The sequence below is a fragment of the Thiohalorhabdus sp. genome (assembly GCF_046545655.1).
GTDB lineage: Bacteria > Pseudomonadota > Gammaproteobacteria > Thiohalorhabdales > Thiohalorhabdaceae > Thiohalorhabdus.
Map to the genome: position 1 here is coordinate 1 of NZ_JBKGZG010000048.1, position 19,549 is coordinate 19,549.

General features: G+C 66.4%; 23 protein-coding genes and 2 pseudogenes. 12 read left to right on the forward strand and 13 right to left on the reverse strand.

Translation table 11 applies throughout. The features are described from left to right. The 3 genes and pseudogenes from ACLFRB_RS10180 to ACLFRB_RS10190 form a co-directional block, all read left to right on the forward strand. Positions 1–631: pseudogene (locus tag ACLFRB_RS10180) on the forward strand (hypothetical protein); the annotation flags it as partial. Positions 632–1,134: 503 nt separating this feature from the next. Then, the gene (locus ACLFRB_RS10185) at positions 1,135–1,386 is read left to right on the forward strand and encodes a helix-turn-helix domain-containing protein (protein ID WP_411068903.1); all 252 of its coding nucleotides are present in this window, start codon (positions 1,135–1,137) and stop codon (positions 1,384–1,386) included. Positions 1,387–1,635: 249 nt separating this feature from the next. Next, a complete protein-coding gene (locus ACLFRB_RS10190; protein ID WP_411068904.1) occupies positions 1,636–2,358 on the forward strand; it encodes a hypothetical protein in 723 nt (240 codons plus the stop codon). 184 nt (positions 2,359–2,542) lie between these two features. On the opposite strand, the gene ACLFRB_RS10195 is transcribed toward ACLFRB_RS10190, so the two are convergent. Continuing rightward, positions 2,543–3,103 (reverse strand): SRPBCC family protein, encoded by a 561-nt coding sequence (locus tag ACLFRB_RS10195; RefSeq protein ID WP_411068905.1) that lies wholly within the window; start codon positions 3,101–3,103, stop codon positions 2,543–2,545. Positions 3,104–3,245: 142 nt separating this feature from the next. Beyond that, entirely contained in the window at positions 3,246–4,073 is an 828-nt protein-coding gene (locus ACLFRB_RS10200) for a hypothetical protein (RefSeq protein ID WP_411068906.1), read from the reverse strand. 367 nt (positions 4,074–4,440) lie between these two features. On the opposite strand from ACLFRB_RS10200, the gene ACLFRB_RS10205 reads away from it, so the two are divergent. From ACLFRB_RS10205 to ACLFRB_RS10215, 3 genes are all read left to right on the forward strand, one after another. After that, positions 4,441–5,631, forward strand: a complete 1,191-nt coding sequence (locus tag ACLFRB_RS10205) for a multidrug effflux MFS transporter (protein ID WP_411068907.1) — start codon at positions 4,441–4,443, stop codon at positions 5,629–5,631. A 313-nt stretch (positions 5,632–5,944) separates the two neighbouring features. Next, on the forward strand, positions 5,945–6,199 hold the full coding sequence (locus ACLFRB_RS10210) for a hypothetical protein (RefSeq protein WP_411068908.1): 255 nt from the start codon (positions 5,945–5,947) through the stop codon (positions 6,197–6,199). A gap of 53 nt (positions 6,200–6,252) precedes the next feature. After that, the gene (locus tag ACLFRB_RS10215; protein WP_411068909.1) at positions 6,253–6,444 is read left to right on the forward strand and encodes a hypothetical protein; all 192 of its coding nucleotides are present in this window, start codon (positions 6,253–6,255) and stop codon (positions 6,442–6,444) included. A 111-nt stretch (positions 6,445–6,555) separates the two neighbouring features. Here ACLFRB_RS10215 and ACLFRB_RS10220 read toward each other — a convergent pair. From ACLFRB_RS10220 to ACLFRB_RS10235, 4 genes and pseudogenes are all read right to left on the reverse strand, one after another. Beyond that, positions 6,556–7,074, reverse strand: a pseudogene (locus tag ACLFRB_RS10220) (molecular chaperone TorD family protein); the annotation flags it as partial. Between the two features lie 180 nt (positions 7,075–7,254). Then, complete coding sequence (locus tag ACLFRB_RS10225) at positions 7,255–7,719, reverse strand: DUF3015 family protein (RefSeq protein WP_411068910.1); 465 nt, start codon at positions 7,717–7,719, stop codon at positions 7,255–7,257. A 185-nt stretch (positions 7,720–7,904) separates the two neighbouring features. Continuing rightward, entirely contained in the window at positions 7,905–9,857 is a 1,953-nt protein-coding gene (locus ACLFRB_RS10230; protein WP_411068911.1) for a DUF4105 domain-containing protein, read from the reverse strand. 2 nt (positions 9,858–9,859) lie between these two features. Then, entirely contained in the window at positions 9,860–10,306 is a 447-nt protein-coding gene (locus ACLFRB_RS10235; RefSeq protein ID WP_411068912.1) for a BON domain-containing protein, read from the reverse strand. Positions 10,307–10,609: 303 nt separating this feature from the next. Here ACLFRB_RS10235 and ACLFRB_RS10240 point away from each other — a divergent pair, with 303 nt between their 5' ends. Beyond that, the gene (locus ACLFRB_RS10240; protein WP_411068913.1) at positions 10,610–10,819 is read left to right on the forward strand and encodes a hypothetical protein; all 210 of its coding nucleotides are present in this window, start codon (positions 10,610–10,612) and stop codon (positions 10,817–10,819) included. A 537-nt stretch (positions 10,820–11,356) separates the two neighbouring features. Next, positions 11,357–11,890 (forward strand): hypothetical protein, encoded by a 534-nt coding sequence (locus ACLFRB_RS10245; RefSeq protein ID WP_411068914.1) that lies wholly within the window; start codon positions 11,357–11,359, stop codon positions 11,888–11,890. Positions 11,891–11,990: 100 nt separating this feature from the next. Here ACLFRB_RS10245 and ACLFRB_RS10250 read toward each other — a convergent pair whose 3' ends face one another. The 6 genes from ACLFRB_RS10250 to ACLFRB_RS10275 form a co-directional block, all read right to left on the reverse strand. Next, on the reverse strand, positions 11,991–12,203 hold the full coding sequence (locus tag ACLFRB_RS10250) for a hypothetical protein (RefSeq protein WP_411068915.1): 213 nt from the start codon (positions 12,201–12,203) through the stop codon (positions 11,991–11,993). Next, complete coding sequence (locus ACLFRB_RS10255) at positions 12,200–12,751, reverse strand: pyridoxamine 5'-phosphate oxidase family protein (RefSeq protein ID WP_411068916.1); 552 nt, start codon at positions 12,749–12,751, stop codon at positions 12,200–12,202. The genes ACLFRB_RS10250 and ACLFRB_RS10255 overlap by 4 nt, the downstream gene beginning before the upstream one ends. Before the next feature lie 68 nt (positions 12,752–12,819). Next, a complete protein-coding gene (locus ACLFRB_RS10260; protein ID WP_411068917.1) occupies positions 12,820–13,371 on the reverse strand; it encodes a TetR/AcrR family transcriptional regulator in 552 nt (183 codons plus the stop codon). 100 nt (positions 13,372–13,471) lie between these two features. Next, the gene (locus tag ACLFRB_RS10265) at positions 13,472–13,762 is read right to left on the reverse strand and encodes a sulfurtransferase TusA family protein (protein WP_411068918.1); all 291 of its coding nucleotides are present in this window, start codon (positions 13,760–13,762) and stop codon (positions 13,472–13,474) included. 62 nt (positions 13,763–13,824) lie between these two features. Next, on the reverse strand, positions 13,825–14,661 hold the full coding sequence (locus tag ACLFRB_RS10270) for a hypothetical protein (RefSeq protein WP_411068919.1): 837 nt from the start codon (positions 14,659–14,661) through the stop codon (positions 13,825–13,827). A 416-nt stretch (positions 14,662–15,077) separates the two neighbouring features. Beyond that, the gene (locus ACLFRB_RS10275; protein WP_411068920.1) at positions 15,078–15,644 is read right to left on the reverse strand and encodes a hypothetical protein; all 567 of its coding nucleotides are present in this window, start codon (positions 15,642–15,644) and stop codon (positions 15,078–15,080) included. Between the two features lie 366 nt (positions 15,645–16,010). Between ACLFRB_RS10275 and ACLFRB_RS10280 the strand changes: the two genes are divergently transcribed. From ACLFRB_RS10280 to ACLFRB_RS10295, 4 genes are all read left to right on the forward strand, one after another. Then, a complete protein-coding gene (locus ACLFRB_RS10280) occupies positions 16,011–16,427 on the forward strand; it encodes a hypothetical protein (protein ID WP_411068921.1) in 417 nt (138 codons plus the stop codon). Between the two features lie 447 nt (positions 16,428–16,874). After that, complete coding sequence (locus ACLFRB_RS10285) at positions 16,875–17,678, forward strand: DUF3108 domain-containing protein (RefSeq protein WP_411068922.1); 804 nt, start codon at positions 16,875–16,877, stop codon at positions 17,676–17,678. 124 nt (positions 17,679–17,802) lie between these two features. Beyond that, positions 17,803–18,144 (forward strand): hypothetical protein, encoded by a 342-nt coding sequence (locus ACLFRB_RS10290; protein WP_411068923.1) that lies wholly within the window; start codon positions 17,803–17,805, stop codon positions 18,142–18,144. Between the two features lie 31 nt (positions 18,145–18,175). Continuing rightward, complete coding sequence (locus ACLFRB_RS10295; RefSeq protein ID WP_411068924.1) at positions 18,176–18,466, forward strand: hypothetical protein; 291 nt, start codon at positions 18,176–18,178, stop codon at positions 18,464–18,466. Between the two features lie 97 nt (positions 18,467–18,563). On the opposite strand, the gene ACLFRB_RS10300 is transcribed toward ACLFRB_RS10295, so the two are convergent. Next, positions 18,564–18,914 carry a hypothetical protein gene (locus ACLFRB_RS10300; RefSeq protein ID WP_411068925.1) on the reverse strand — a complete coding sequence of 117 codons (351 nt, stop codon included), beginning with the start codon at positions 18,912–18,914 and terminating at the stop codon, positions 18,564–18,566. Between the last annotated feature and the right edge of the window lie 635 nt (positions 18,915–19,549).

The following is a 19,549-nucleotide window of genomic DNA, read 5'->3' on the forward strand; positions in this document are numbered from 1 at the left end:
CTACGCCAACCTGCAGTTCGCCTTCGGGCTGGTGGAGATGGCGCTGTACCGGGTGGGGGAGTCGGATCTCCTGATGCAACCGCGGGTGCTGGCCCGCTCCGCCATCCTGAACCGCACGGTGATCCAGGTGGAGGGTGGCGGTGCCACGGTGGACACCATCGAGGAGGTGGAGTCGGCCGACCTGGATCCGGTGTACCGGTTCTACCGGGATTTCTGGGGGGAATTCCTGGAGGAGCTGGAGTTGGATGACGTCGGTCAGCCCCTGGCCAATGTGACCAAATCGCCCAACATCTTCTTCCCCCTGCCCCCATCGGGTATGGAGATCTGGGTTTCCGCCTTCCTGAGCCCCTCCAAGGGCGAGGTCGGGGCCTATCTGGGCCTCTCCAGGGCCTACATGGGAAAAGGCTTTATAAAGAATCTGGAGGAGGATGACGTCCATTTGGGGGAGGAGCTGGGCCCTTCCTTCACCTGGGACCCGAAAAGCAACCATCCCGCCAGGGCCGTCATGGATGTTGAAAACCCCCATGCAGATGCCGACCGGGAGCGGATCAAGGCATTCCTCGCCGAGTCCATTAACACCCTGGTAAACGTCTTCCGGCCTCGCCTGGAGCGGATTGCCCGGGATTCCTGACAGGGGGCCGGCTCCTGGTGGTCCCCGGCCGGGACGATTGTGGAGGTTGGTACACCCAGCCCATAGGAACGGACGATGGAAGGACTGTTGGTTAGCGCAGGACTGGGCGCGGCGGTCTTGGCTGCGGTTCGGCTTCTTCGGTGGCGGGTAGCGAGGTCGGCCCGGAAGCCTGCCAAGGAAAGAAGGACCCAGCTGTACTGCTGGTTCCCCACCGATAGCGACCCTTACGACCCGGATACCCCCGAGCCGACGCACTTCATCACCTCGCGGCCGCCACGGAGCTGGAGCAACGGAGATCAAGAGGGGCCCCAGGCGGTCCGGGGGCCAGAGCGGGCTTCGGGCACAGGTGTTTTGTTGCGGGCTCCCACCCTGGTTTAGCCTCCACTTATACGCTAAAACGTATTTTTATGTCTTATACGCTCCGGGGTATAGTTGGCAACTATGCGCTCGGGAGTATAAAATTTTTCCATACGCTTGGGCGTATTCCGGATTCGGAGGCTTGGATGAGTGCTCTTGCGCGAACACCGAAACAGATTGGCAGCCTGGTCCGGCGGACCCGGAAAGCTCGCGGATTCACGCAGGCGCAACTGGGCGCGAAGGTTGGGCTGCGCCAGGCGACGATTTCGCAGATCGAGAACGGAAGTCCGGAGGCGAAGCTGGAGACGATCCTGAAGATCCTGGGTGCTTTAGATCTCGAGCTCCGGATCGCCCCTCGCTCCAAGGCCGATGGTTTTGAAATAGAGAATATCTTCTGATGCCCCGCCGAACCACGAATCCGCCGCGGGCTGTTCTGCTGAATGGCCGGCGCATGGTTCAGCACATACGCTGATCCTCCCTAAATTGCCGTTTCCTATCTATAAGAAAAATCATTTATATACTTTTTGCTTTTGAAAGCATATGGGATAAGTGGCAGTTTAAAAATATAGGCTACACACCCCTCGGCTACCGTATAGATCCAGAATTGCCGGGGGCTTCTGCCCTACTCTTTACCCTCGGAGGGTCTTATGATCTCCCTTTATAAAACCTTACTTGGGGCTGGACTTTTTATGGTTCCCGTTGCCGCCGTTGGAAAAGTTGCCGTTCATGCGGAAGCCAACCATTTAACCATTGATAGCAATAAGGGGTTTCACGCCTCCGGAGGTCTCTATGGCGTGGCAGCTAGGTGGCTCCAGGGTTATGAGTGGCGATGGGGGGTCGAGGGGCGCTTTGTAACGGGGGATGTTCGTACTGATGTGGATGGCGCCGTTGATGAAACTGACCAGGGGGATATCACTGAGGGGAGGGCTGTTTTAGGAAGAAAAATATCTTCCGCAGGGACTATTGCCTATTCGGGATTCGGTTACCGGCGCCTATCCCATCCGGTCGTTGCTAGGGCAGACCGGGTCAACCATACAATCTACATCCCAGTGGGTTTTCGGTTTCACAATGCCTTCGAAAATGGTTGGGAAATTCGAACCTTGGTGGAAGCGGGCTTTATTCCCTGGAGCGAGGACCAGTTCGACAGCGGGGCTGTAAACGGTCAACAGGACACCACCGTATCCCGGTCGGCCGGGTACGAGCTGCGCTTGAGCTTCGCCATGGAGAACCAGATGCTTTCTCTTGAGCCCTTTTTCCGTTACTTCCAGATGGGGTCCGGAGACGATGAGAGTATCCAGGGTACGGAGGCCGATGTCAGCCGGCTGAGCGAATCCGAGTTTGGCATTCGGGTTGGCCTGCGCTTCCAATGACGTAGAACTGCACGGGGCTGAAGTGCCTTCATCCTGCGAGGCCAGGAGGGGGTTGCTTTACAAGAGTTTTCCCCCAGTTACCCCAGAAGGCTGACCGGAGGCCGAGCCTTCAGTTTTCCGTCCGACCATGACCAGTGACGCTCCTTCACGGTTGGGCATCCGGCTCCCTTTGTAACGTGCCCCTTCAATCCGAAGATTCCCCCAATTCCTCCAACCGCCGAATAAGCCCCCGCAGATCGCTTTCCAGGTTGCTCCGGATGGCCCAGGGGCCGATGACCGGGGGCACCCAGAATTCCGGCACCATGCGGGTGCGGAAGCGGATTCGGGTGCCTTCGGTGACGGCCGCCAGCTGCCAGCGGGTGTGGCCGGATTCGAACTCCGATTGCTCCGGGACCACCCGGCTTTCGATGGTGCGCTGGTGGCGGGTTCGGACCTCCTCGATGCGGTCCATCTGCCGGCAGAAGAAGGCCACGCACGACTCCAGGACGGTGCGGACCCGGTCCATGCCGCCCTCCATCCCCAGCCGCTCGGCGGCGACGATGCCCGGGTTCAGGCGCTCCAGCCGGTCGTAGTCGGTGAGCAGGGCGAAGACGCGGTCGGGGGGCGCTTCCACCACGGCTTCGAACCGCACGCTGTACTCCCGCCCGTCCCGCTCCACCTCCAGGTGGCGGATGGTCTCGGCGGAGCCAGCCGTGGCCAGGCCCAGCAAGGCGAGGAGGAGGGGCAGTCGGGGCACCCTGCCCATGGTCCTGCCCTCCGTGGTGGGAGCCCTGGAGGCTGCGACCTCGCGGGCGGGAGGGTCTCTTGGTTGAGACCGTTGCCGGGGCAGGGGGTTGCTGGGGGCAACCGGGCGAGGGTGCCGTGGCCGCCTTCCCCGGATTTGGGCCCTATCGCGGCGGATCGCCGGTGCGGGGCGTGAGCAGGTAGGAGCGCTGGGTGCCGAGCAGGCCCTTCCGCCAGCCCACGATCTGCCCGGCGCGGTTGATGTCCTGGATCCGCAGATCGTCGAAGTAGTCGGGGCCGGGCTGGAACTCTTCCTCCACGGGGAATTCGGGCACCTCCTCCGGGGCCACCAGCGCGCCCAGCTCGTGGTCGGCCAGGAATTGGCGGATCCGGCGCTCCACCTCCCCCGGCTCCTCCTCGGGGGGCTCCCCGTCGTAGGACTCCATGCCGGTGTCCTCGGTCCAGCGGAAGCCCACCTCCCGGTCCTCGGCGTCCAGGGTCCAGCCGTAGACGGTGCCGTCGTCGGTGACGCGCTCGGCGGCGCCCGCCTCTCGGGTGGCGTCGGGCAGGCCGCCGAGGTCCTGCACCGCCCCCTCGGCGTCCCACAGCACGGGATCGCGCTCGGGCTCGTAGTCCCCGCCCCCGGAGCCCACCGCCACGCCTTCGTTGTTGATGTCCCGCACCACGGCCACGGGGTTCCCGGCCTCCCGGCCCTCGCCGCCTTCCCACTTCGGCAGGAAGGGCAGGACGGTCACCGCCTCGTCCCCGGGCCGCCAGCGCCAGGGGGCCGTCCACACCGTGCCCCGCTGCCCCACCACCGTGCCCCGATCGTTGAGGGCCGCCGCCCGGTAGTTGGCGCCGTCGCCGCCGATCTCCACCACGTCGAAGACGGGTAGCTCCTCGGCCTCCGGGGGCGGCTCGGCCCGGGCGGCGCAGGTGGCCAGGGCGAGGCAGGCAAGGGTGGTCGTGGCCGCCGTGGGGGGCCTGGGCATGCGGTTGCTCCCTTTCCGGGCCGTGGGGTTCCGCGGCGGGGCGCGCGGTCCGCCCCCATCGCTTCCCCCATTGTTGGCACAGGGGGCGGCGGCGGTCAGGGCCGTACTTCCCTCCGAAGCGGTTTTCCAGCGGAAACAGTCCACTGCGTGTGTTCCCGGGTGGGCCGCGAATTTTTCTGGCGAGGCCCGGGAATTTTCGGCCCGGAAATCCTTCTTAAGGGTTTTCGGGAATTCTCCCTAGGGCATCCCCCCAGCCCTTCAGGGGGATTTTCCGGTAGGGCCGGCCAGTCCGGTACCGGCCTGTTTCTCCGTGTGCAACCGCCTGGGGCCCCGCGGGCCCGCTACCGAACCGAAAAGAGGGAGTACCATGACGCATCCGCGCCTAGCGCTGCTTCTCGGCGCCACGATCGCCATTAGCCCTCTGGCCCTCGACGCCAGCCTGCCCGCCTTCCCCGCCATCGCCTACTCCCTGGGCGTGTCGGTGCAGGACGTGGGCCTCACGGTGAGCATCTTCCTCCTGGGCCTGGCCCTGGGCCACCTGATCGGCGGCCCGCTGTCGGACCGCTACGGCCGGCCCAGCGTCATGTTCGGGGGGCTGGCCCTGTTCGCGGGGGGCAGCCTGGCCATCGTGGGGGCGGAATCCTTCGCCTGGCTCCTCAGCTGGCGGATCCTCCAGGCCCTGGGGGCGGGCTTCTGCCTGGTGAGCGCCCCGGCCATCGCTCGGGACCACTCCAGCGGGCCGGAGGCGGCCCGGCTGTTCAGCCTCATCGCCCTGGTCACCTTCCTGGTGCCGGCGGTGGCGCCGCTGCTGGGCACGCTGACCCTGGAGCTCAGCAGCTGGCCGGGGATCTTCGCCCTGATGGCGGCCTACGCCGTCGGCATCCAGGTGATGCTGCGCCAGACCCTGTTCCGCAGCTATCCCGTCCGGCCCGACCGCAGCAAGCCGCTGCACACCCTGGTCACCGACTACCGGGTGGTGCTGCGGCACGGCACCGCCATGCGGCTGTTGTACATCCTGGCCCTGGTGTTCAGCGTCAACATGCTGTTCCTGACCCACGCCTCCTTCGTGTTCCAGGAGTGGTTCCGGCTCTCCCCAACCCACTTCTCCATCGTCATGGCCGCGGCGGTGGGCTCCATGGCGGGCTTCAACCTGTTCAACGGCTGGCTCCTGCGCCACTACGGCCCGGCGGCCATCCTGCGCGCCACGGTGGCCCTGCAGGCCCTGGCCACGCTCTACCTCCTGGCGGTGACCCTGGCCGGGCCGTCCCTGGAGCTGTTCCTGCCGGGCGCGCTGCTGGCGGTGGGCACCTTCGGCGCCGGCTTGCCCAACATTTTCACGTTGTTCCTGGAGTTCTTCCGGGAGATCGCGGCCACCGCCTCGGCCATGCTCGGCGCCCTGAAGTTCAGCGCGGCGGGAGTCATCAGCGCCTTTTCCTCGGTGCTGGTGGGCGGCGACCTGTGGACGGTGGTGCTGATGATGGCGGTGTGCTCGATTGCCGCCCTGGTGCTGGTGTGGGACGCCCCGGGGGCCGTGGCGCGGAGCCACGAGGCCGCCTAGCGGCTCGGGCCCCGGGGATCGGGATCCCCGGCGGACCCCTGCCGGGGATGTTTTTGCGGCAGACCCTGGCGGGTTCCCGGGCGGCACCGGAAAGGGGCGGGAGAAGTTCCGCAACGGCCTTCCTGCTTCCCCCAGGCGCGCCTCCCTGACGTTCCCTTTTCCCGCCCGGAAGGCAGTGTCGATCCTCCCTTGTCCGAGGCCCCTCCCGTCCCGCGCCGTTGGCCGGAGCCTATACACGTTTGTTCCCGGGGTGGTATTCGGGAAGGTGGACCGAGTCCACCACCCGAGCGGACCACGACCGCGTGGGGGTCCCATGCGTAAGCGGAGACGCCCCGGCCCCCTGTTTCGGCCGCGCCCCCGAACCCGGGGTGCCCTGCCGCGGTGGCGGCTGGTTCCCGGCCTCCTGGGCGCGGGCGTGGCGGGGCTCCCGCTGCTGTGGGTCCTCGTGGGGCTTCTTCCGGGGGTGCCCTCGGTAGGGGCGGCCGTGGGTCCCGTCGGTCTGCGGGTGGTGGCAGCGGTCATCGTGGCGGGGCTGCTTCTGGCCAGCGCGGCCTTCGCCGACTTCTAGCTCCTGAACCGCACCCGCCGGCGGGTGGCGCCGGCTGCCGCGGGAGGTCCCCGATGTTCAAGCTCTCCGATCTCTTCATTCTGCTCGCCGTGGCCGTTTCCTTTTTCGTATCCGGGTTCCTCTGGTACTCCGGCTACAAGAGCCAGGGCATATTCACCGCCATCTGGGTGCCGGCCATCCTGTGCTTCGGCATCTATTTCAAGCTGGCGGCCCTGCTGGCCCGGAGCGAAGACCATGATCAGTAGCCTGCACCTGGCCGTGGCGGCGTTCGTCTTCCTCATGATGGTCATCGGCTTGGTGCTGACGGTGGTGGAGTTCCACCGCATCCGCCACCGGGGCTGAGTCCGCCCGAAGCTCTATCCCCGCAGGGGTAGGGGCGGAACCCGTCGGTCCGCCTCCGGTCCAGGGAACTGATGGGCAGCAGGGGGAAGGAGGAGGACGCCGTGACGAGGGAGGTCCCCGCCGAGCCCCTGAGGCGGGTGCCGGCCGGGACGGATACGCGCCCGTGGAGCGAGGTGCTGCGGGGTGTCGGGTCCGATGGGGACGCCTTCTGCGGCCCCGGCTGTTCGGTTGCCCGCGCCTTCCCCCGCTCCGCTAGGCGCCAGCCGCCCGGGCCTCCTCGGCCGCCACGAACCCCGCCAGCGTCCGGGCCGGCCCTCGCAGGGGCTCGGCTTTTCTCCGGCCTGCGTCCCGAATTCCTCCACCCAGCGCCCCAGGTGGCGCTCCAGGAAGTCCCACTGGGCGCGGACGTACCCCTCCAGATGCGCCGCGTCGCCTTCCTCCCGCGCCTGATGCTCCTTGAAGGCGAGGAAGTTCATGAACTCCAGCTCCAGGGCGAGGTGGTCGGGCGGGGTGGCTCGTTCCGGTGGAGGCCTTCGACCAGCGGATCGCTCACAGGGGCGAGCAGGTCCAGGGCCAGCACGTCCCGGCCGGCGAGTGCGCCGGTCCCGGCGGCGAGGCGGTGGGGGGAAGGGCGCGACGGGGAAGGGGGGCCAGAATAGAAAAGGGCGGCCCTCGGGCCGCCCTTTCGCCGTCCCCGGAAGGCCGGCCGGGTCTTAGGCGCTGGTGCTGGCGGCCACGCCCTTCAGGCCCGCCACCACCTCGCCGGCGGTGACCTGCTCGCCGCCGTAGATGGAGGCGAAGTTGTCCTTGGCGGCCTGATAGAAGGCGCCCCGCTCGTTCTCGGGCACGTCCATCAGCTCGGCCACGGAGGCAAGGGTCTCGCCGTTGCCGGAGGCCATGTCGGCGGCGAGCTTTTCCATGTTGGAGGAGACGAAGGCGGTCAGCTGGGCGTCGGACTTCACCACGCCGTCCTGGTCGCAGCCCAGGGTGCCGGAGGTGATGCCGAAGGTCTGGTTGCCGGAGGTGCCGTTGGTGGTCACGGCGAGCACCTGCGGCACCACGCCCTCCTGGCCGTCGAAGATCATGGTGCCGACACCGCAGCCGGTGCTGTCCTTGGCCATGGCCGAAGACATGGGAAGGGCCGCGAGAACGGCGACAACGGCGGTTTTCTTCCACATAACCCAAGTCCCCTTTTGGTTGGGTGGTCGGTTCGGTTCCGCATTATTGGGCCCCACCTGTCGGGAAGTGTCAACCATGCCAGGGGGTTGCCCATGGAAATGCAGATTCAAGGGATTTCCGGGCGGATTGTCTGTCCAAAAGGGTCGAATTTTATGTGTGCCCTTTCGGACAAGGCCGCTCGTTCCTAGAAGTGCCAGTCCCAGGATAGCTGCCCCTCGGTCCACCAGCGGTCGAGGAGGTGGCGCCGTGTGGCCTCCAGGCGCAGGGCGTGGTTCCGGGTCAGGCGCAGGCGTTGGTCGAGCTGCACGGAGGCCTCGGTGAAGGGGCTGCCCACCCCGAACCGCTGCAGCCGGCCGTGCAGGTGCACGCGCCAAGCGGGCAGGGGGTCGCCCACCACACCGAGGCCCGGGCCCAGGCCGAGGGCGTAGCCCCGCTCCAGGGCGCTCGAGGCGTCGGCGGTGCCCTCCAGGAGGGCGTAGGCGATGCCCCGGCCGCCCAGGTCCCAGGCGATGCCCGCTCCTCCGTTGGTGCGCCACCGCCAAGGGCGCTCGTCCTCCTCCCCTTCCGGGTCGAAGGGGTAGCGGTCGGCGGCGGTGTTGATCTTCCAGGAGATGGGGCTGCGGAAGCGGTCGCGGGGGGAGAGGGAGACGATGCTCGCCAGCTCCACCCGGTGGACCTCGGTGGAGGCGTCCCGCTCGTAGCGGCGCACGGCCAGGTCCAGCAGCTCGATTTTGGCCCCTTCCACGTAGCCGCCCTGAGGGTCCAGCAGGTCGTGGTAGGCGGGGCGCAGGCCGATCTCCTGGAAGCCGTAGCCGTCCCGCAGGCCGGCGCCGAGCCGGAGCCGCGCGGAGCGGTGGCCCTCGTCGGGCCGCACCTCCGGGGCCGGGGCCGGCTCGGTGACCCCGGGATGGTCCACCCGGCTGCGGGCGACGAGGATGGAGCGGGCCCGCTTGGCGCTCTCGTCGTCGCGCTCCTCGCCAGCACGGAGGTAGCGCAGGTAGTGGTAGGCCAGCTCCAGGGTGCGGGCAGCGTCCTCGGGCGGCAGGTCGATCACGGCGTCGGCGTCCGGCGCCGTGCGGCCCTGGGCGATCTCCTCGGCAAGCCGCTTGTGCGGGTCCTCCAGGTGGCCCCCGCGGTACAGCACCTGCGTCTCCAGGGCAGGACGGTAGATGGGCTTCCCCATGAGCCCGGGGACCTTCCGGACAGCCCGCACCGTGTCGGCAGGGATGGCCCAGTAGTCGAACTGCTCGCTTAACGACAGGCTCGGGCGCGCCGCCTCCATCAGCCCCAGGAGCTGGGAGGAGCAGTTCTCGTTGAAGAAGTAGTAGTCGAAGCGGATCCCCCGCAGCTCCCACAGGTGGCGCACCATGCGGTCCACCTCTGCCTGGGTGAAGTTGAGGGGGTACTCCCAGATGTCCCGGCTCTCCAGGTCGTTGTAGAGCTTGACCTTCTCGTAGTACGGGGCGACGGAGAACCGTCCGGGGTAGAAGCCGGTAAGCCCCTTCATGGCGAACAAGAAGCCGCCGTCGTTGCCCGTGTCCGCCGCGTAGTTCACGGCGTAGGCGAGCATCCGGTTGTCGGAGGTCTGGTTCGGTCGGTCCAGGCGCAGCAGGGTATGGCCGAACATGGAGGAGGGGTTGTTCAGGTAGGCGGCGGGGAAGACCAGCGTGACGCCAGCGGCGTCGAGCTGATCCCGCCACCATTCGAAGCGGGGGCAGGGCCGCTCCGGCAGCCGGTCGGGGTCGAAGTCCAGCTTGCGCTTCAGCCACTGGTAGCGCGCGGGGAATGCGCACTGGGGATGCTGGGGCCCCTCCTCCCCGGATTGGACCGGCTGGTGGGGGCTCGGGGGCCGGAAGAAGGCGCCCAGGGTGGCCTCCAGCTCGGCCCGGGGGTCGGTCTTGCCCTCGGGGGCGAAGAAGAAATCGGGGTCGTCCGCCCGGCTCTCCCCGCCCGTCCGTCCCCCCTCGTAGTGCAGCAGGGCGCGCCATTGGGGGGACGCCGCCAGGTCCTGTTCCCGGGCGGCCTGGATCAGCTCCGCCAGGTAGGCGTCCTCCGCGCCGGCCGCCGGCGCGGGGCCGAGCAGGCCCAGGAGCAGCCCGAGCAGGGCACGGGCGGGCAGCGGGCGGTTGGCGGGCATGGTCAGGACTCGCCTTCCACGGTGAGGGCGGATACCACCCGCCGGACCCCTTCCACCTGCTCCGCCGCGCTCACCGCCCGGGCGATCCGGTCCCAGCTTTCCAGCTCGCCGCGCAGGGTGACCACCCCCTCGGAGACGTCCACGTTCACGGAGGCCAGGCTGCCCGCCCCGAGTACCCCGGACAGGGTGGTCTTCACCCGGGTGTGCAGGCCCCGGTCGGCCAGCCAGGAGCTGCTGCCCTCGCTCCACTCGCCGAGCTTATCCCCCACGAAGCGGCCCTGCTCCTGCATGGAACCGCGGATCTCCCGGCCGAGATCCCCGAGCTCCTTGCGGATGTCGCTTTCCTCGGCCTTTTCGGCCTCTTCCGATCCGCCTTCGGCGCCTATGGGCCCCGTCCAGACCAAGCCCGCCACCCCCAGGGCCGTGGCGATTCCGATACCTGCGCGCATGGTTCCCCCCGCTTGCTCGAAAACGCTTGGTTCGCCTTCGCCCGGATGGGAGTCGCCCATCCCGGAGGGGTGCAAGCATAGGCCAAAAGCCACGCCGGATCACGTCCGCGTGGTGGAAAGACAATAAGGAACCGGCCGGTAGCGCGTGCGCCGGACCGAGGATGGAATTCCCTTGGGAACGGTATTCGCAAGGGACCTTCCGAGGGTGGGCTAGGAATTGCCCGAATTGTCGGTTTCCCCCCCTGTGTAAAAAATTTCTTCAGATCATCACCCATGGCGAACCCCAAGGGGGAGGGCTCCCGCATGTCGTATCGGAAATCCATCTTTTCCTATTTCGATCCCGTCGAGGTCTGGCATTTCCATTCGGACTGCCCCGACTGGCCCGCCAAAGACTACGAGGAGCGTTTCTGGACGCCCTCCCATGGCCGATTCTGCTACCGTTGCCTGGAGAAGGCCGGCCTCCGCGCCGGCGATCTGGAGGATACCCCCTCCGGTTACCGCATGGTCGGCTAACGGGATTCCCTCCCGGGTCGGCCCCGGATGCAGCCTTTCCCCTCCCGTCCGGAGTTAACCGGCATCCCCATCCCCGAGCACACGCCAGCCCGACCCCCGCTGGATCCAGAGAAGCATCCCGGTAAACATACCGGGCGGCGGGGTCGTGGCCGGCGTCCTGGCATCGCGCCAACGAATCCTCGCTTGCGGCGCGCCCGGAAAGTGCCTCCAGCCTCCTAAAAGTGTTCTGGCCTGCAAGCAAAGCGCCCCAGGTATTTTCCTCTGTAAAGCGCTCTATACAGAGAGTTCGGCATCTCCCCGATGATGCACCTGTCATCCCTATGGCCGGGAACGCGGAGGAAAAAGGGGGCACAAAGAACTATAGGGTTACAGGCCCAGGGTATGGCGCAGGGATCCCTGTTCACTGCCTTGTAAAGGAAGCGGACAGTACCAGCCCGGGTGGAGTAGGAAGCAGTGCCATATGAGCTGGCCCTAACAGAGCAAGGCGGGCCCTCGAAGGCCCGCAAAAGCGACCTGGCTCGCTTCATGGAGGTGAAAATGTCTATTTATCGTTGGATCGTGGCAGGGGCGCTCATGGGTGTGGCTCCAACCGTGGTGTGGGCCCAGCAGGCGGACCGGTACGGCCCCGTGGAGGGCGACCAGGAGGTCACCCTTTCCGGAACGGGAACCAGCGACACGGAGTTCGATAACAACCGCATGGGACTCTCCGGCTCCTGGGGGATGTACTTCCAGGACCGGCTGAAGTTCAGCATCCGGCAGCAGCTGAACGTGGTGGACCTACCCGGGGACAACGCCTGGAGCGGCTCCACGCGCGCCGGGGCCGACTACCACTTCGATATCGGCCGCTGGTGGCCCTATGTGGGTGGCCATTTCGGCTTCATCTACGGGGATGGCGTGGAGGAGACCATGATCGCCGGACCCGACGCGGGGGTGAAGTACTACGTCCACGAGAACACCTTCGCCTTCTTCGAGACGGAGTACCAGGTGCTGTTCAACAGCGCCGACGAGGCAGAGGCCCTGATCGACGACGGCGCCTGGGTGCACACCGTGGGCGTGGGCCTCAACTTCTAGGAGATTCGGGCCGGTCCCGGCCCGTTCCGCTCCGGGGGCGGGCCGGGCTTCCTTCGCGGGCTCATCCCGGCTCCGGGGCCTCGCACACCACCCCAGGACACTAGTCCCCCCGGAAGCACTGTTCCGCTTCGGTACGCGCCCAGAGGCTGGCTTCCAGGCTCTCCCCCCACAGCTCGGCCCGGGCCGCGGAGCGGGCCAAGCGCTCCTCGGTCTCCGTGGCGTCGCTCCAGAGGCGCCCGGAGGCGCGCTCGAAGATTCGGATCGCCCGGGTCTGCACGGCTTCCTCCTCGGGGGCCGGGGCGGGGTAGCTCATGGGGACTCCTCCCGGGTCCGTTGGGCTGCGGCGGGAACCAGCCGGGGAATGCGCTTGGAGCAGTTGCCGAAGATCTGCTCGGGGGTGACCCGCACGTAGCGTTGGGCCGTGGGCCAGGTGTCGGCATAGGCCCCGGGGTCCTCGACGACCTCCGTGGCGCCGTTCACCCGCACCCGCAGGGCGTTCTCGAAGTCGATGAACAGCATGCCGATGCGAGGGTTGACCAGGAGGTTCCCCAGGGAGCTGAAGAGGTTGTTGCCCCTGAAGTCGGGGAACACCAGGGTCCGCTCGTCGACGACCCGCACGGCGGGCTGGGGCCGGCCCTCGGGGTCCGGCTCCGTGGCCCGGAAGCTGGCGTCGCAGTTGCCATCGGCGTCGGCGGTGGCGATGAAGAAGAAGGGCCGGGCCTCCAGGAACTCGGCGATGGCTGCGTTGATCCGCTCCCGAAACATCTGGTTCAGGGCGGCCTCCGGCCAGGCGTTGGGCCCGGCAAAGCGCTCCTGGGCGGTCCGTTCCCCCGGGTGGAGCAGATCCTCTCGCTTGCGCATGGTTGGCGCCCCTTTAAACAAACGATTGTTTTATGTATCGCGCCGAGCCCGGCTCGACGAGCCGGGGCCTAAAGGAGCTCGGCGAGCTCGTCGCAGGCGCGGTCCAGGGGGCCGGTGTCGCCGCAAATGCGCAGCCACAGCACGGCTCCCTCGATGCGGGCCACGGTGTCGTTGGCCAGCCGCTGGGCCTCTTCCGGCGTGTAGGCGGACTGGAGGACGTGGGCCAGGGCCGTGGTCCACTCCTCGAAGAAGGCACGGATGCGGTCGGCGAAGGGCAGTGTGGCCTCGGCCACCTCCAGCCCCATGTGGCCCATCAGACAGCCCCGGGTCTCCAGGAAGTAGGCCCGGGTGGCCTCCATGATGGATCGCCAGCGCACGGGAGCCGGGCGGCTCTCGTCGTAGGCGCGGTCCGCCACCATTCCCCGCAGCTTCTCGCCTACCCGGGCCAGGATGGCCAGGGCCAGCTCCTCCTTGCTGGGGAAGTAGTAGTACAGGCTGCCCTTGAGGAGGCCGGTGGCCTTGGCGATGTCGGCCATGGTGGTATTGCCGTACCCCTTCTGGCGGAACAGGGTCTCCGCCTCCTCGAGCACGGCCTCGCGATCGGTCTTCCGCTGTGGCATTAGGGGGTCCTTACCAACGTTTGGCGGAATTCTTGGGAGGCTGAAGCCTTTTGTCAAATCTGGGGATTGGGCGCTGGGGGATCTCCGGCCGGTGGCTGGCTCACTTCTGCACCAGAATGGCCCAGTTTTCAGTCTCCTGGGCGAAATCCAGGAACCGGTACCCCTTCTCGTCGCACCAGGCGCGGACGTCGTCCCCGCACGGTGGGTAGTCCACCAGGAGCTTGGCCGTGGTGCCGTGCTCCAGGGAGTCCATGGCCTGGTTGATGGCGAGGAGGTAGCCGGGGCAGGTCTGGCCGCGGACGTCGATGGCGGTGGTGCCGTCCTCCTGGGGGGAGACCGCGGCGTAGATGGTCTTTTCCGGGTCCTTCCGCTTTCTTCCGAAGAGTCGCATGGGCATCGCTCCTTGCCGGGCAAATTGGGCAGGGCCGGACGTCCGACCCCGCCACGTCCCACTCACGAGGCCATGGGGGCCTTCCAGAGCTTCATTTGCTCGTCCCAGAACTGAGCCCACAGGCCGAGGTAGTGCTCGGCCCTGGCCCGCACGGGCTCGTACTGCTCGGGGGTGAGGGCCTGCATGAGGATGTACCAGAGGTCGTCCTCGTGGTCATCGTCGTAGGCCGTCCACTCCTCCTCGTCGCTGGTGCCGTGGAACTCGTAGTAGCCGCCCTTCACGTCGATCCCCACCGCCATGACCGCCGCGCGCAGGGGCGGGCTGAACAGGACCACCTGCTTCTCCGCGATGGTGAGGAAGAGGGTGAGCACCGCCAGGTCCTGGTAGGCCGACTCCAGGTTGTGGTGCAGGGCGTCCGCCACCGGCGTCGGCGTGTAGGTCTCCCGCTCCTCGCGGCCGACACCGAGCTGGTCGAGCAGGTCCTCGAAGAGGGGATAATGGGCCAGGGCGGGGTTGCCCCGGTAGTAGCCGTCCTGGTCCACTCCCGGTCGGAAGCCGAACTCGTCCAGGGCGTTGAGGGTCAGCAGGAAGCGGGACGGCATCTTGCTCCCGGGGCCGAGGCGGCTTTCCACCTGCTTGGTGAGCAGTTGGGCGATGAGCAGCGCGTCGGTGAAGATCTTCACCCCCGCGTGGCGGTATTCGAGATGGATCCGGGCCAGGTCCTCCTTGGTGAACTGGCCGTCTGCCAGGGCCCGGCCCGCGGAATGCCCGACCAGGCGATGGTTGTGGATGGTCTCCTGCAGCTCCTGGACGAAGCTCCTGTTGCGCTCCCAGAGATCCGGGGGGACGGTGGCTTGGATGGCCTGTTTGGCCAGGCGGCGGGGGTTGTCGAGGTCCATGAGGCGCTCCCTTTTTTAACAAACGGTTGGTCCTTTTCATATAAAACGCAGGGGGGAACCGGTGTCAACAACGGTTTTTTATCAATAAGTTAGAATATTTTCATAAGTAAAGAGGTCCCAGTTGGGGGAACCGGGGGTTGCCCTTTGGCGACGCAGCGTATAGAAGAGGGCCCCGACAAAAGAATCCGGATCAAAAGGAGGAGAAACCAGTGGGCTTCATTCTTGTAGGACTGGCTCTGCTGCTGGGCCTGATCGGGCTGGGAATGGCCGTAACCGTGCTCATCACGGGGATCCAGGCGGGTCCCGGCGCGCATTAAGTCCCGGCGGTCTTCGCATAGAGTAGGGCCAGCGGTCAGCCGCTGGCCTTTTTTTGGTTTGTTTCAAGCCCGGCCACCGGTGCGGGGTCACCGGAAGGCCTAGCGAACGGGCGCCTGGGCCTGGACCTCGTCCCGGGAGGGTCGGGGGTCGTCGAAGGGGCGGGTGTCGGAGTGCTCGCGGAAGCATTCGTTCAGCCGGGGCAGGGCTTTGTCGGTGCCGTGGAGGAGCAGGGGGAAAGCGGACTCCGCCGCCTCGGAGGACAGGGTCAACCGCTTGCCGCTGCGCAGCACGCGCACGGGGGCCTCCTCCCAGGCCCCCAGGTCCAGGTGGACCACGTCGCCGCGCAGGGCCTGGGCCCGGAAGCGGCCCACCCGTTCCCGGTCCACCGCCAGGGTCACCCGGTAGGTCCGTCCCTTGGGGAGGGTCCATTCGGTGTTCTGCACCAGCAGGCCCAGGTGGCCGTTGAGGAACAAGGCGAAACCGTAGGAGGTGTCCGCGCCTCCCGGCGTGGATATGAGGCAGCCCCGGAAGGCGCCGGTGGAGTCGCTAAGGAGGACCTCTCCCTTCCAGGGGCCCGAGGAGAAGGCCTCCCGGGTGGCGGCGTCCACCGGGGAGGCCAGGAGAAGCAGGAGCAGGAGGGCCGAAGGCCGAAACCTGACACGCATCGGCGGTTTCTCCGGTAAATGTGGGGGGTTTTTTCAGGCTCCCGCGGCCAAGTTGCCGAGGCAAAGGTGGCCGCGCCGCTAATTGATGTGTCTGGAGGTGGTCAGTCGGCGGAGCGGCGGGAGGTTCTCCAGAGGCAGGAAATTACGATGGAAATAAAAAGTATCAAAAAATATAAAACTTAACCGCCGGGCATGGAGGATTCCCCGCAGTCGCACTGCGGTTTTCCGGTACGAGCCGGCTTGGCAAAGCGAGGTCTGCGCGCCCCTGACTCGGAAAAATGGCCAACGGCTGTTCCGGGTTTGGACCTTTGGGCGGGAAGTGCTATCTCATGGGAAGGAGGGATTGATCCTCTGAAGGGGGAAATCATGACGGCACCATCCGATAAATGGGGAAGCGTGGGCGATATCCAGTCCCTTCGGCGGGGGTTCCAGCGCTTCGCGCTGTTCCAACTGCTGGTCCTGGCCGCGGCCGTCGCCACCGGAATTGGCGGTTTCATGCTCGTGGCGGCCTCCGGGGCGGTACTGGGGGCGGTCTTCGCCCTGTGGGCCGGTCTGGCCTGTCTGGGGCCCCTGCTCAAGGTGGCCATGGAGTTCGATTCCATCCCTGCCAGCTTCGCTCCCATCCACAAGCCCGAGTACGAGCAGCTGTGGGAGCGTGCCGTGCGTAGCCCGGAGCTGCGGGCGGAAGTGGAGGATATCCTGCGACGGCGGGACAGCATCACCCGCTACGAGTACCGTCACCTGATGGGGGATGAGGATCCGAACGCGCTGCTTTTGCCGTGAAAAAGCGAAGGCAGCAGGGGGATGGTTGGCCATGCGGCGAAGCGACGGCCCGGGGAGCCCGGGCCGTCGCTTGTTCGCGGCTTAAGGTTGCATGGCCCGGCGTTTCCGGTCCAGGTTCAGGGTGCAAAGGATGTGGACCCCGATTCCGCCCATGACGAGCGCGGTTACGAGGGTGCCTCCTATGTGCTGCCCGAGGAGGCTGGTGCCGATCCATTGAACCAGGGCTGCAATTACCAGGTAGGCGATGATCGGACCAACTATGCCGCAGCGGGCATTCTGCGTTGGCGTGGCCATGTGCGATCCTCCCTTGGGATGACCGAGGCCCATGGAGGGCCTGGGTATGCCATGGAAACAAACAGGCTCCCGTTCAGCATACAACCTGGAGGCCCTTTTGACCTTTTTCAAGAAAACCAGGGACCAAGAAAGATCCGTCGTGGGGAAAGAGCAGTGACTGCTCGTCGACCGTTGCGGCCGCTGCTCCTGTTTTCCGGCTTCCTCTTGGCTTTCCCCGCTCTGGGTCAGGACGACAGAACGTCCTCCTCGTCCGCCTGGGAGATCGGGTTCGAGGAGCTGTATTACGACGTGCGCTGGTCGGGGATGAAGGCTGGCAAGGGCATGTTCCGCGCCTATCCCAGCAACACGGGGCTGGTCCTCCGGGCGCAGATCTGTTCGTCCGGTTTCGTGGAGGCTTTCTATCCGGTGCGGGATCAGATCTATACCTCGGCTCGGTTCAAGAACGACGAGCTGATGCCCCAGCACAACCGCATCACCCAGATCGAGCGGGGTCGCACCAAGGAAAAGACGCTGGACTTCCAGTCCGGGGGCAAGGTTCTGTTCCGGAAAGGGGACAAGGAAAAGACCATCGAGATCCCCGAGGGGACCCTCGATGTGCTCTCAGCCATCTATACCATCCGGCGCATGCCCCTCAACGAGCAGGAGGAGCGGCGGCTGCCGCTGATCGACGGCAAGAAGCGGAAGACGCTGGTGGTACCCGCAATGGACCGGGTGGAGGAGGATGGGAAGGAGCTTTTGAGAGTGGAGCCTTACACGGTGGGACCGGACGGCAAGCGCAAGGGCGGGGACGACTGGCTGCTGCATCTGACCCCCGAGGGCCATATCCCGGTACGGATGAATCTGGACCTGTCCTTCGGCTCCCTGGACATGCGCCTGACCAAGGTCCGCCGCGAGCCCGGCGACGATCCGGATTCTCCCCGGATGTTCTGCGACGAGGAAGTGAGGATGCCCCGCTAGCTCCGGGTGGCTGCGCGGCGGTGGACGCCGGGTGCGGGGCCTTGCTTTAATCGGATGAGGATCAATCAGCCTGCAGGTACCGAGTATGAGGCGGCTAATTCCCGGGCAGGAGCGACACGACGCCATGGTCCGCCGTATCGCCCAGGGGCTCCGCGACGGCGGATTCAACGAGGTGCTCGCCGATGGGGTGGACGGGTTCGAGATTCCCGATCCCATCGGTGGCCGGGTCCCGGATGTCCTGGCCCGGGGCAATCGCCTGCACATCTACGAGGTGGAGACCGAGGAGACCCTCGGTAGCGAGGAGACCCGGCTGCAGTGGCAGGCCTTCGACCGCTTCGTTCGGAAGGACGACGACGCTCATTTCGTCATTGTCGTCCCCAAGGGGCTGCGGCTGAAGGCGGAGGCGCAGAAGAATTACTACCAGCTGTCGGCGGAGGTGCGCGAGGAGGACTTCGCGGCAGAGTGACCCGGTTCCATCGGCAGGAAGGAGGCGCTCCATGGCCTACACGTTCCAATCCCTGAACCTTCCCCCGGAAGCGGAGATGGTACCCGCCGACGAAGAGGGGAAGCTCGCATGGGTGGATGTGGATCTGAACTTTCGGGACGAGGAGACGGGGCTGGAGCCGACGGTCCGGGTGCGGGTGCCCGTGGACTACGCCCCGGGAGGGAACGTGGACCAGATGCACAGCGATGCGGTGCAGAAAGCCGAGGATCTGGCGCAGCTGGCGGCTTCCCACCTCGAGGAGAACGACGTGGACAGCCTGGTGCGCATGGCCATGAGCGGCTAGGGCGGAATCCCGCGGCTAGTGCGCCCGGGGATCCGTCCGCCTGCGGGGGTCCAGGCGCCTGCGCAGGTTTAAAACCTTCTGCCCTGGCTCCACGGATCTACTGAACCGGCGTTCCCTCCGTGATGGACTCCCACTCCGACCGGGGAATCTCCTCCAGGCTGTATCCGGTCAGGTACTCCACGGCGGCGGCGCGGAGCCAGTAGGCGAGGGTCAGCAGGTCCGCCTCCAGGAGCTGGGAGCGGGTGGCGTCCTCGTTGGGGGAGAGGTCGATGACCAGGTGCTCCTCCTCCTCTCCGGGGGCCTCCGCCAGAAGGATGGAGGCGTTCCCCTCCGCATCGATGGTGAACCACCAATCCCGCCCCCGCAGGGGGGCACCCGACACCCTGTACTTTTCTTCCCCGATCATGGAATCGGGGCTGATGGTCAGCGGCACCCGTTGCTGGTTCATGGCAATTCCCTTTCCTGTCCTCGCTGAAATCCCGATCGATGGCTCGGCTCCGGGGGTGCCGGGAAGGAAAGCCGGTTCCGGTTCCGAACCGGAGGAGCCCTGCCCCCGTTCGGTCGGTGGGCCCGGGGTAGGCTGGGCCGGTTCGGGACCTTCTCCCGGGTGGCCGGTTTCTTTCAGTTCTGTTAGGAATTATGGAGCATCCCAGCGACCCTGGCGAAAGTGGGTCGATCCCGACCGGAGGGCTCCCCGGTTCGGGAGCGCAAAAAAAGGCCCGGGCCTGAAAGCCCGGGCCGCCCCCTTCCCGGGGCTGGGGACCGAAAGGAAACCCCGGGAGACGGGGGTATGGAGGGAGAAAAGGAGATGGGCGGTGCATCGAATTGCCCAGTAGACGCAACAAGCTTTCCGTACGGAAGGCTTTTCCGCCCACCCGCTTCTTGCCAGCAGGAAGACCCGTTTCCTACCTTTTCTCTCCTCTACACCAACTGAGACCACAGGGACCCCGGTTCGTTTTCGGGGGCCCCGAATTTTTTTGGGCGCTTCGACGCGCTAAATGGATTTTTCCACTTTGCCGATGGGGGCTGCCAGCAGGTAGATCATGGTGATGAAGGTCTGCTGGTTGCGGTATCCGCGAGCCC

Bases quoted from the DNA above. Each gene is read 5' to 3' on its own strand.
- ACLFRB_RS10205 (WP_411068907.1), top strand. From the start codon at position 4,441: ATGACGCATCCGCGCCTAGCGCTGCTTCTCGGCGCCACGATCGCCATT.
- ACLFRB_RS10260 (WP_411068917.1), bottom strand. From the start codon at position 13,371: ATGCCACAGCGGAAGACCGATCGCGAGGCCGTGCTCGAGGAGGCGGAG.
- ACLFRB_RS10185 (WP_411068903.1), top strand. From the start codon at position 1,135: ATGAGTGCTCTTGCGCGAACACCGAAACAGATTGGCAGCCTGGTCCGG.
- ACLFRB_RS10300 (WP_411068925.1), bottom strand. From the start codon at position 18,914: ATGAACCAGCAACGGGTGCCGCTGACCATCAGCCCCGATTCCATGATC.
- ACLFRB_RS10255 (WP_411068916.1), bottom strand. From the start codon at position 12,751: ATGCGCAAGCGAGAGGATCTGCTCCACCCGGGGGAACGGACCGCCCAG.
- ACLFRB_RS10190 (WP_411068904.1), top strand. From the start codon at position 1,636: ATGATCTCCCTTTATAAAACCTTACTTGGGGCTGGACTTTTTATGGTT.
- ACLFRB_RS10200 (WP_411068906.1), bottom strand. From the start codon at position 4,073: ATGCCCAGGCCCCCCACGGCGGCCACGACCACCCTTGCCTGCCTCGCC.
- ACLFRB_RS10225 (WP_411068910.1), bottom strand. From the start codon at position 7,719: ATGTGGAAGAAAACCGCCGTTGTCGCCGTTCTCGCGGCCCTTCCCATG.
- ACLFRB_RS10290 (WP_411068923.1), top strand. From the start codon at position 17,803: ATGGTCCGCCGTATCGCCCAGGGGCTCCGCGACGGCGGATTCAACGAG.
- ACLFRB_RS10230 (WP_411068911.1), bottom strand. From the start codon at position 9,857: ATGCCCGCCAACCGCCCGCTGCCCGCCCGTGCCCTGCTCGGGCTGCTC.
- ACLFRB_RS10235 (WP_411068912.1), bottom strand. From the start codon at position 10,306: ATGCGCGCAGGTATCGGAATCGCCACGGCCCTGGGGGTGGCGGGCTTG.
- ACLFRB_RS10250 (WP_411068915.1), bottom strand. From the start codon at position 12,203: ATGAGCTACCCCGCCCCGGCCCCCGAGGAGGAAGCCGTGCAGACCCGG.
- ACLFRB_RS10240 (WP_411068913.1), top strand. From the start codon at position 10,610: ATGTCGTATCGGAAATCCATCTTTTCCTATTTCGATCCCGTCGAGGTC.
- ACLFRB_RS10275 (WP_411068920.1), bottom strand. From the start codon at position 15,644: ATGCGTGTCAGGTTTCGGCCTTCGGCCCTCCTGCTCCTGCTTCTCCTG.
- ACLFRB_RS10280 (WP_411068921.1), top strand. From the start codon at position 16,011: ATGACGGCACCATCCGATAAATGGGGAAGCGTGGGCGATATCCAGTCC.
- ACLFRB_RS10215 (WP_411068909.1), top strand. From the start codon at position 6,253: ATGTTCAAGCTCTCCGATCTCTTCATTCTGCTCGCCGTGGCCGTTTCC.
- ACLFRB_RS10295 (WP_411068924.1), top strand. From the start codon at position 18,176: ATGGCCTACACGTTCCAATCCCTGAACCTTCCCCCGGAAGCGGAGATG.
- ACLFRB_RS10265 (WP_411068918.1), bottom strand. From the start codon at position 13,762: ATGCGACTCTTCGGAAGAAAGCGGAAGGACCCGGAAAAGACCATCTAC.
- ACLFRB_RS10210 (WP_411068908.1), top strand. From the start codon at position 5,945: ATGCGTAAGCGGAGACGCCCCGGCCCCCTGTTTCGGCCGCGCCCCCGA.
- ACLFRB_RS10195 (WP_411068905.1), bottom strand. From the start codon at position 3,103: ATGGGCAGGGTGCCCCGACTGCCCCTCCTCCTCGCCTTGCTGGGCCTG.
- ACLFRB_RS10270 (WP_411068919.1), bottom strand. From the start codon at position 14,661: ATGGACCTCGACAACCCCCGCCGCCTGGCCAAACAGGCCATCCAAGCC.
- ACLFRB_RS10245 (WP_411068914.1), top strand. From the start codon at position 11,357: ATGTCTATTTATCGTTGGATCGTGGCAGGGGCGCTCATGGGTGTGGCT.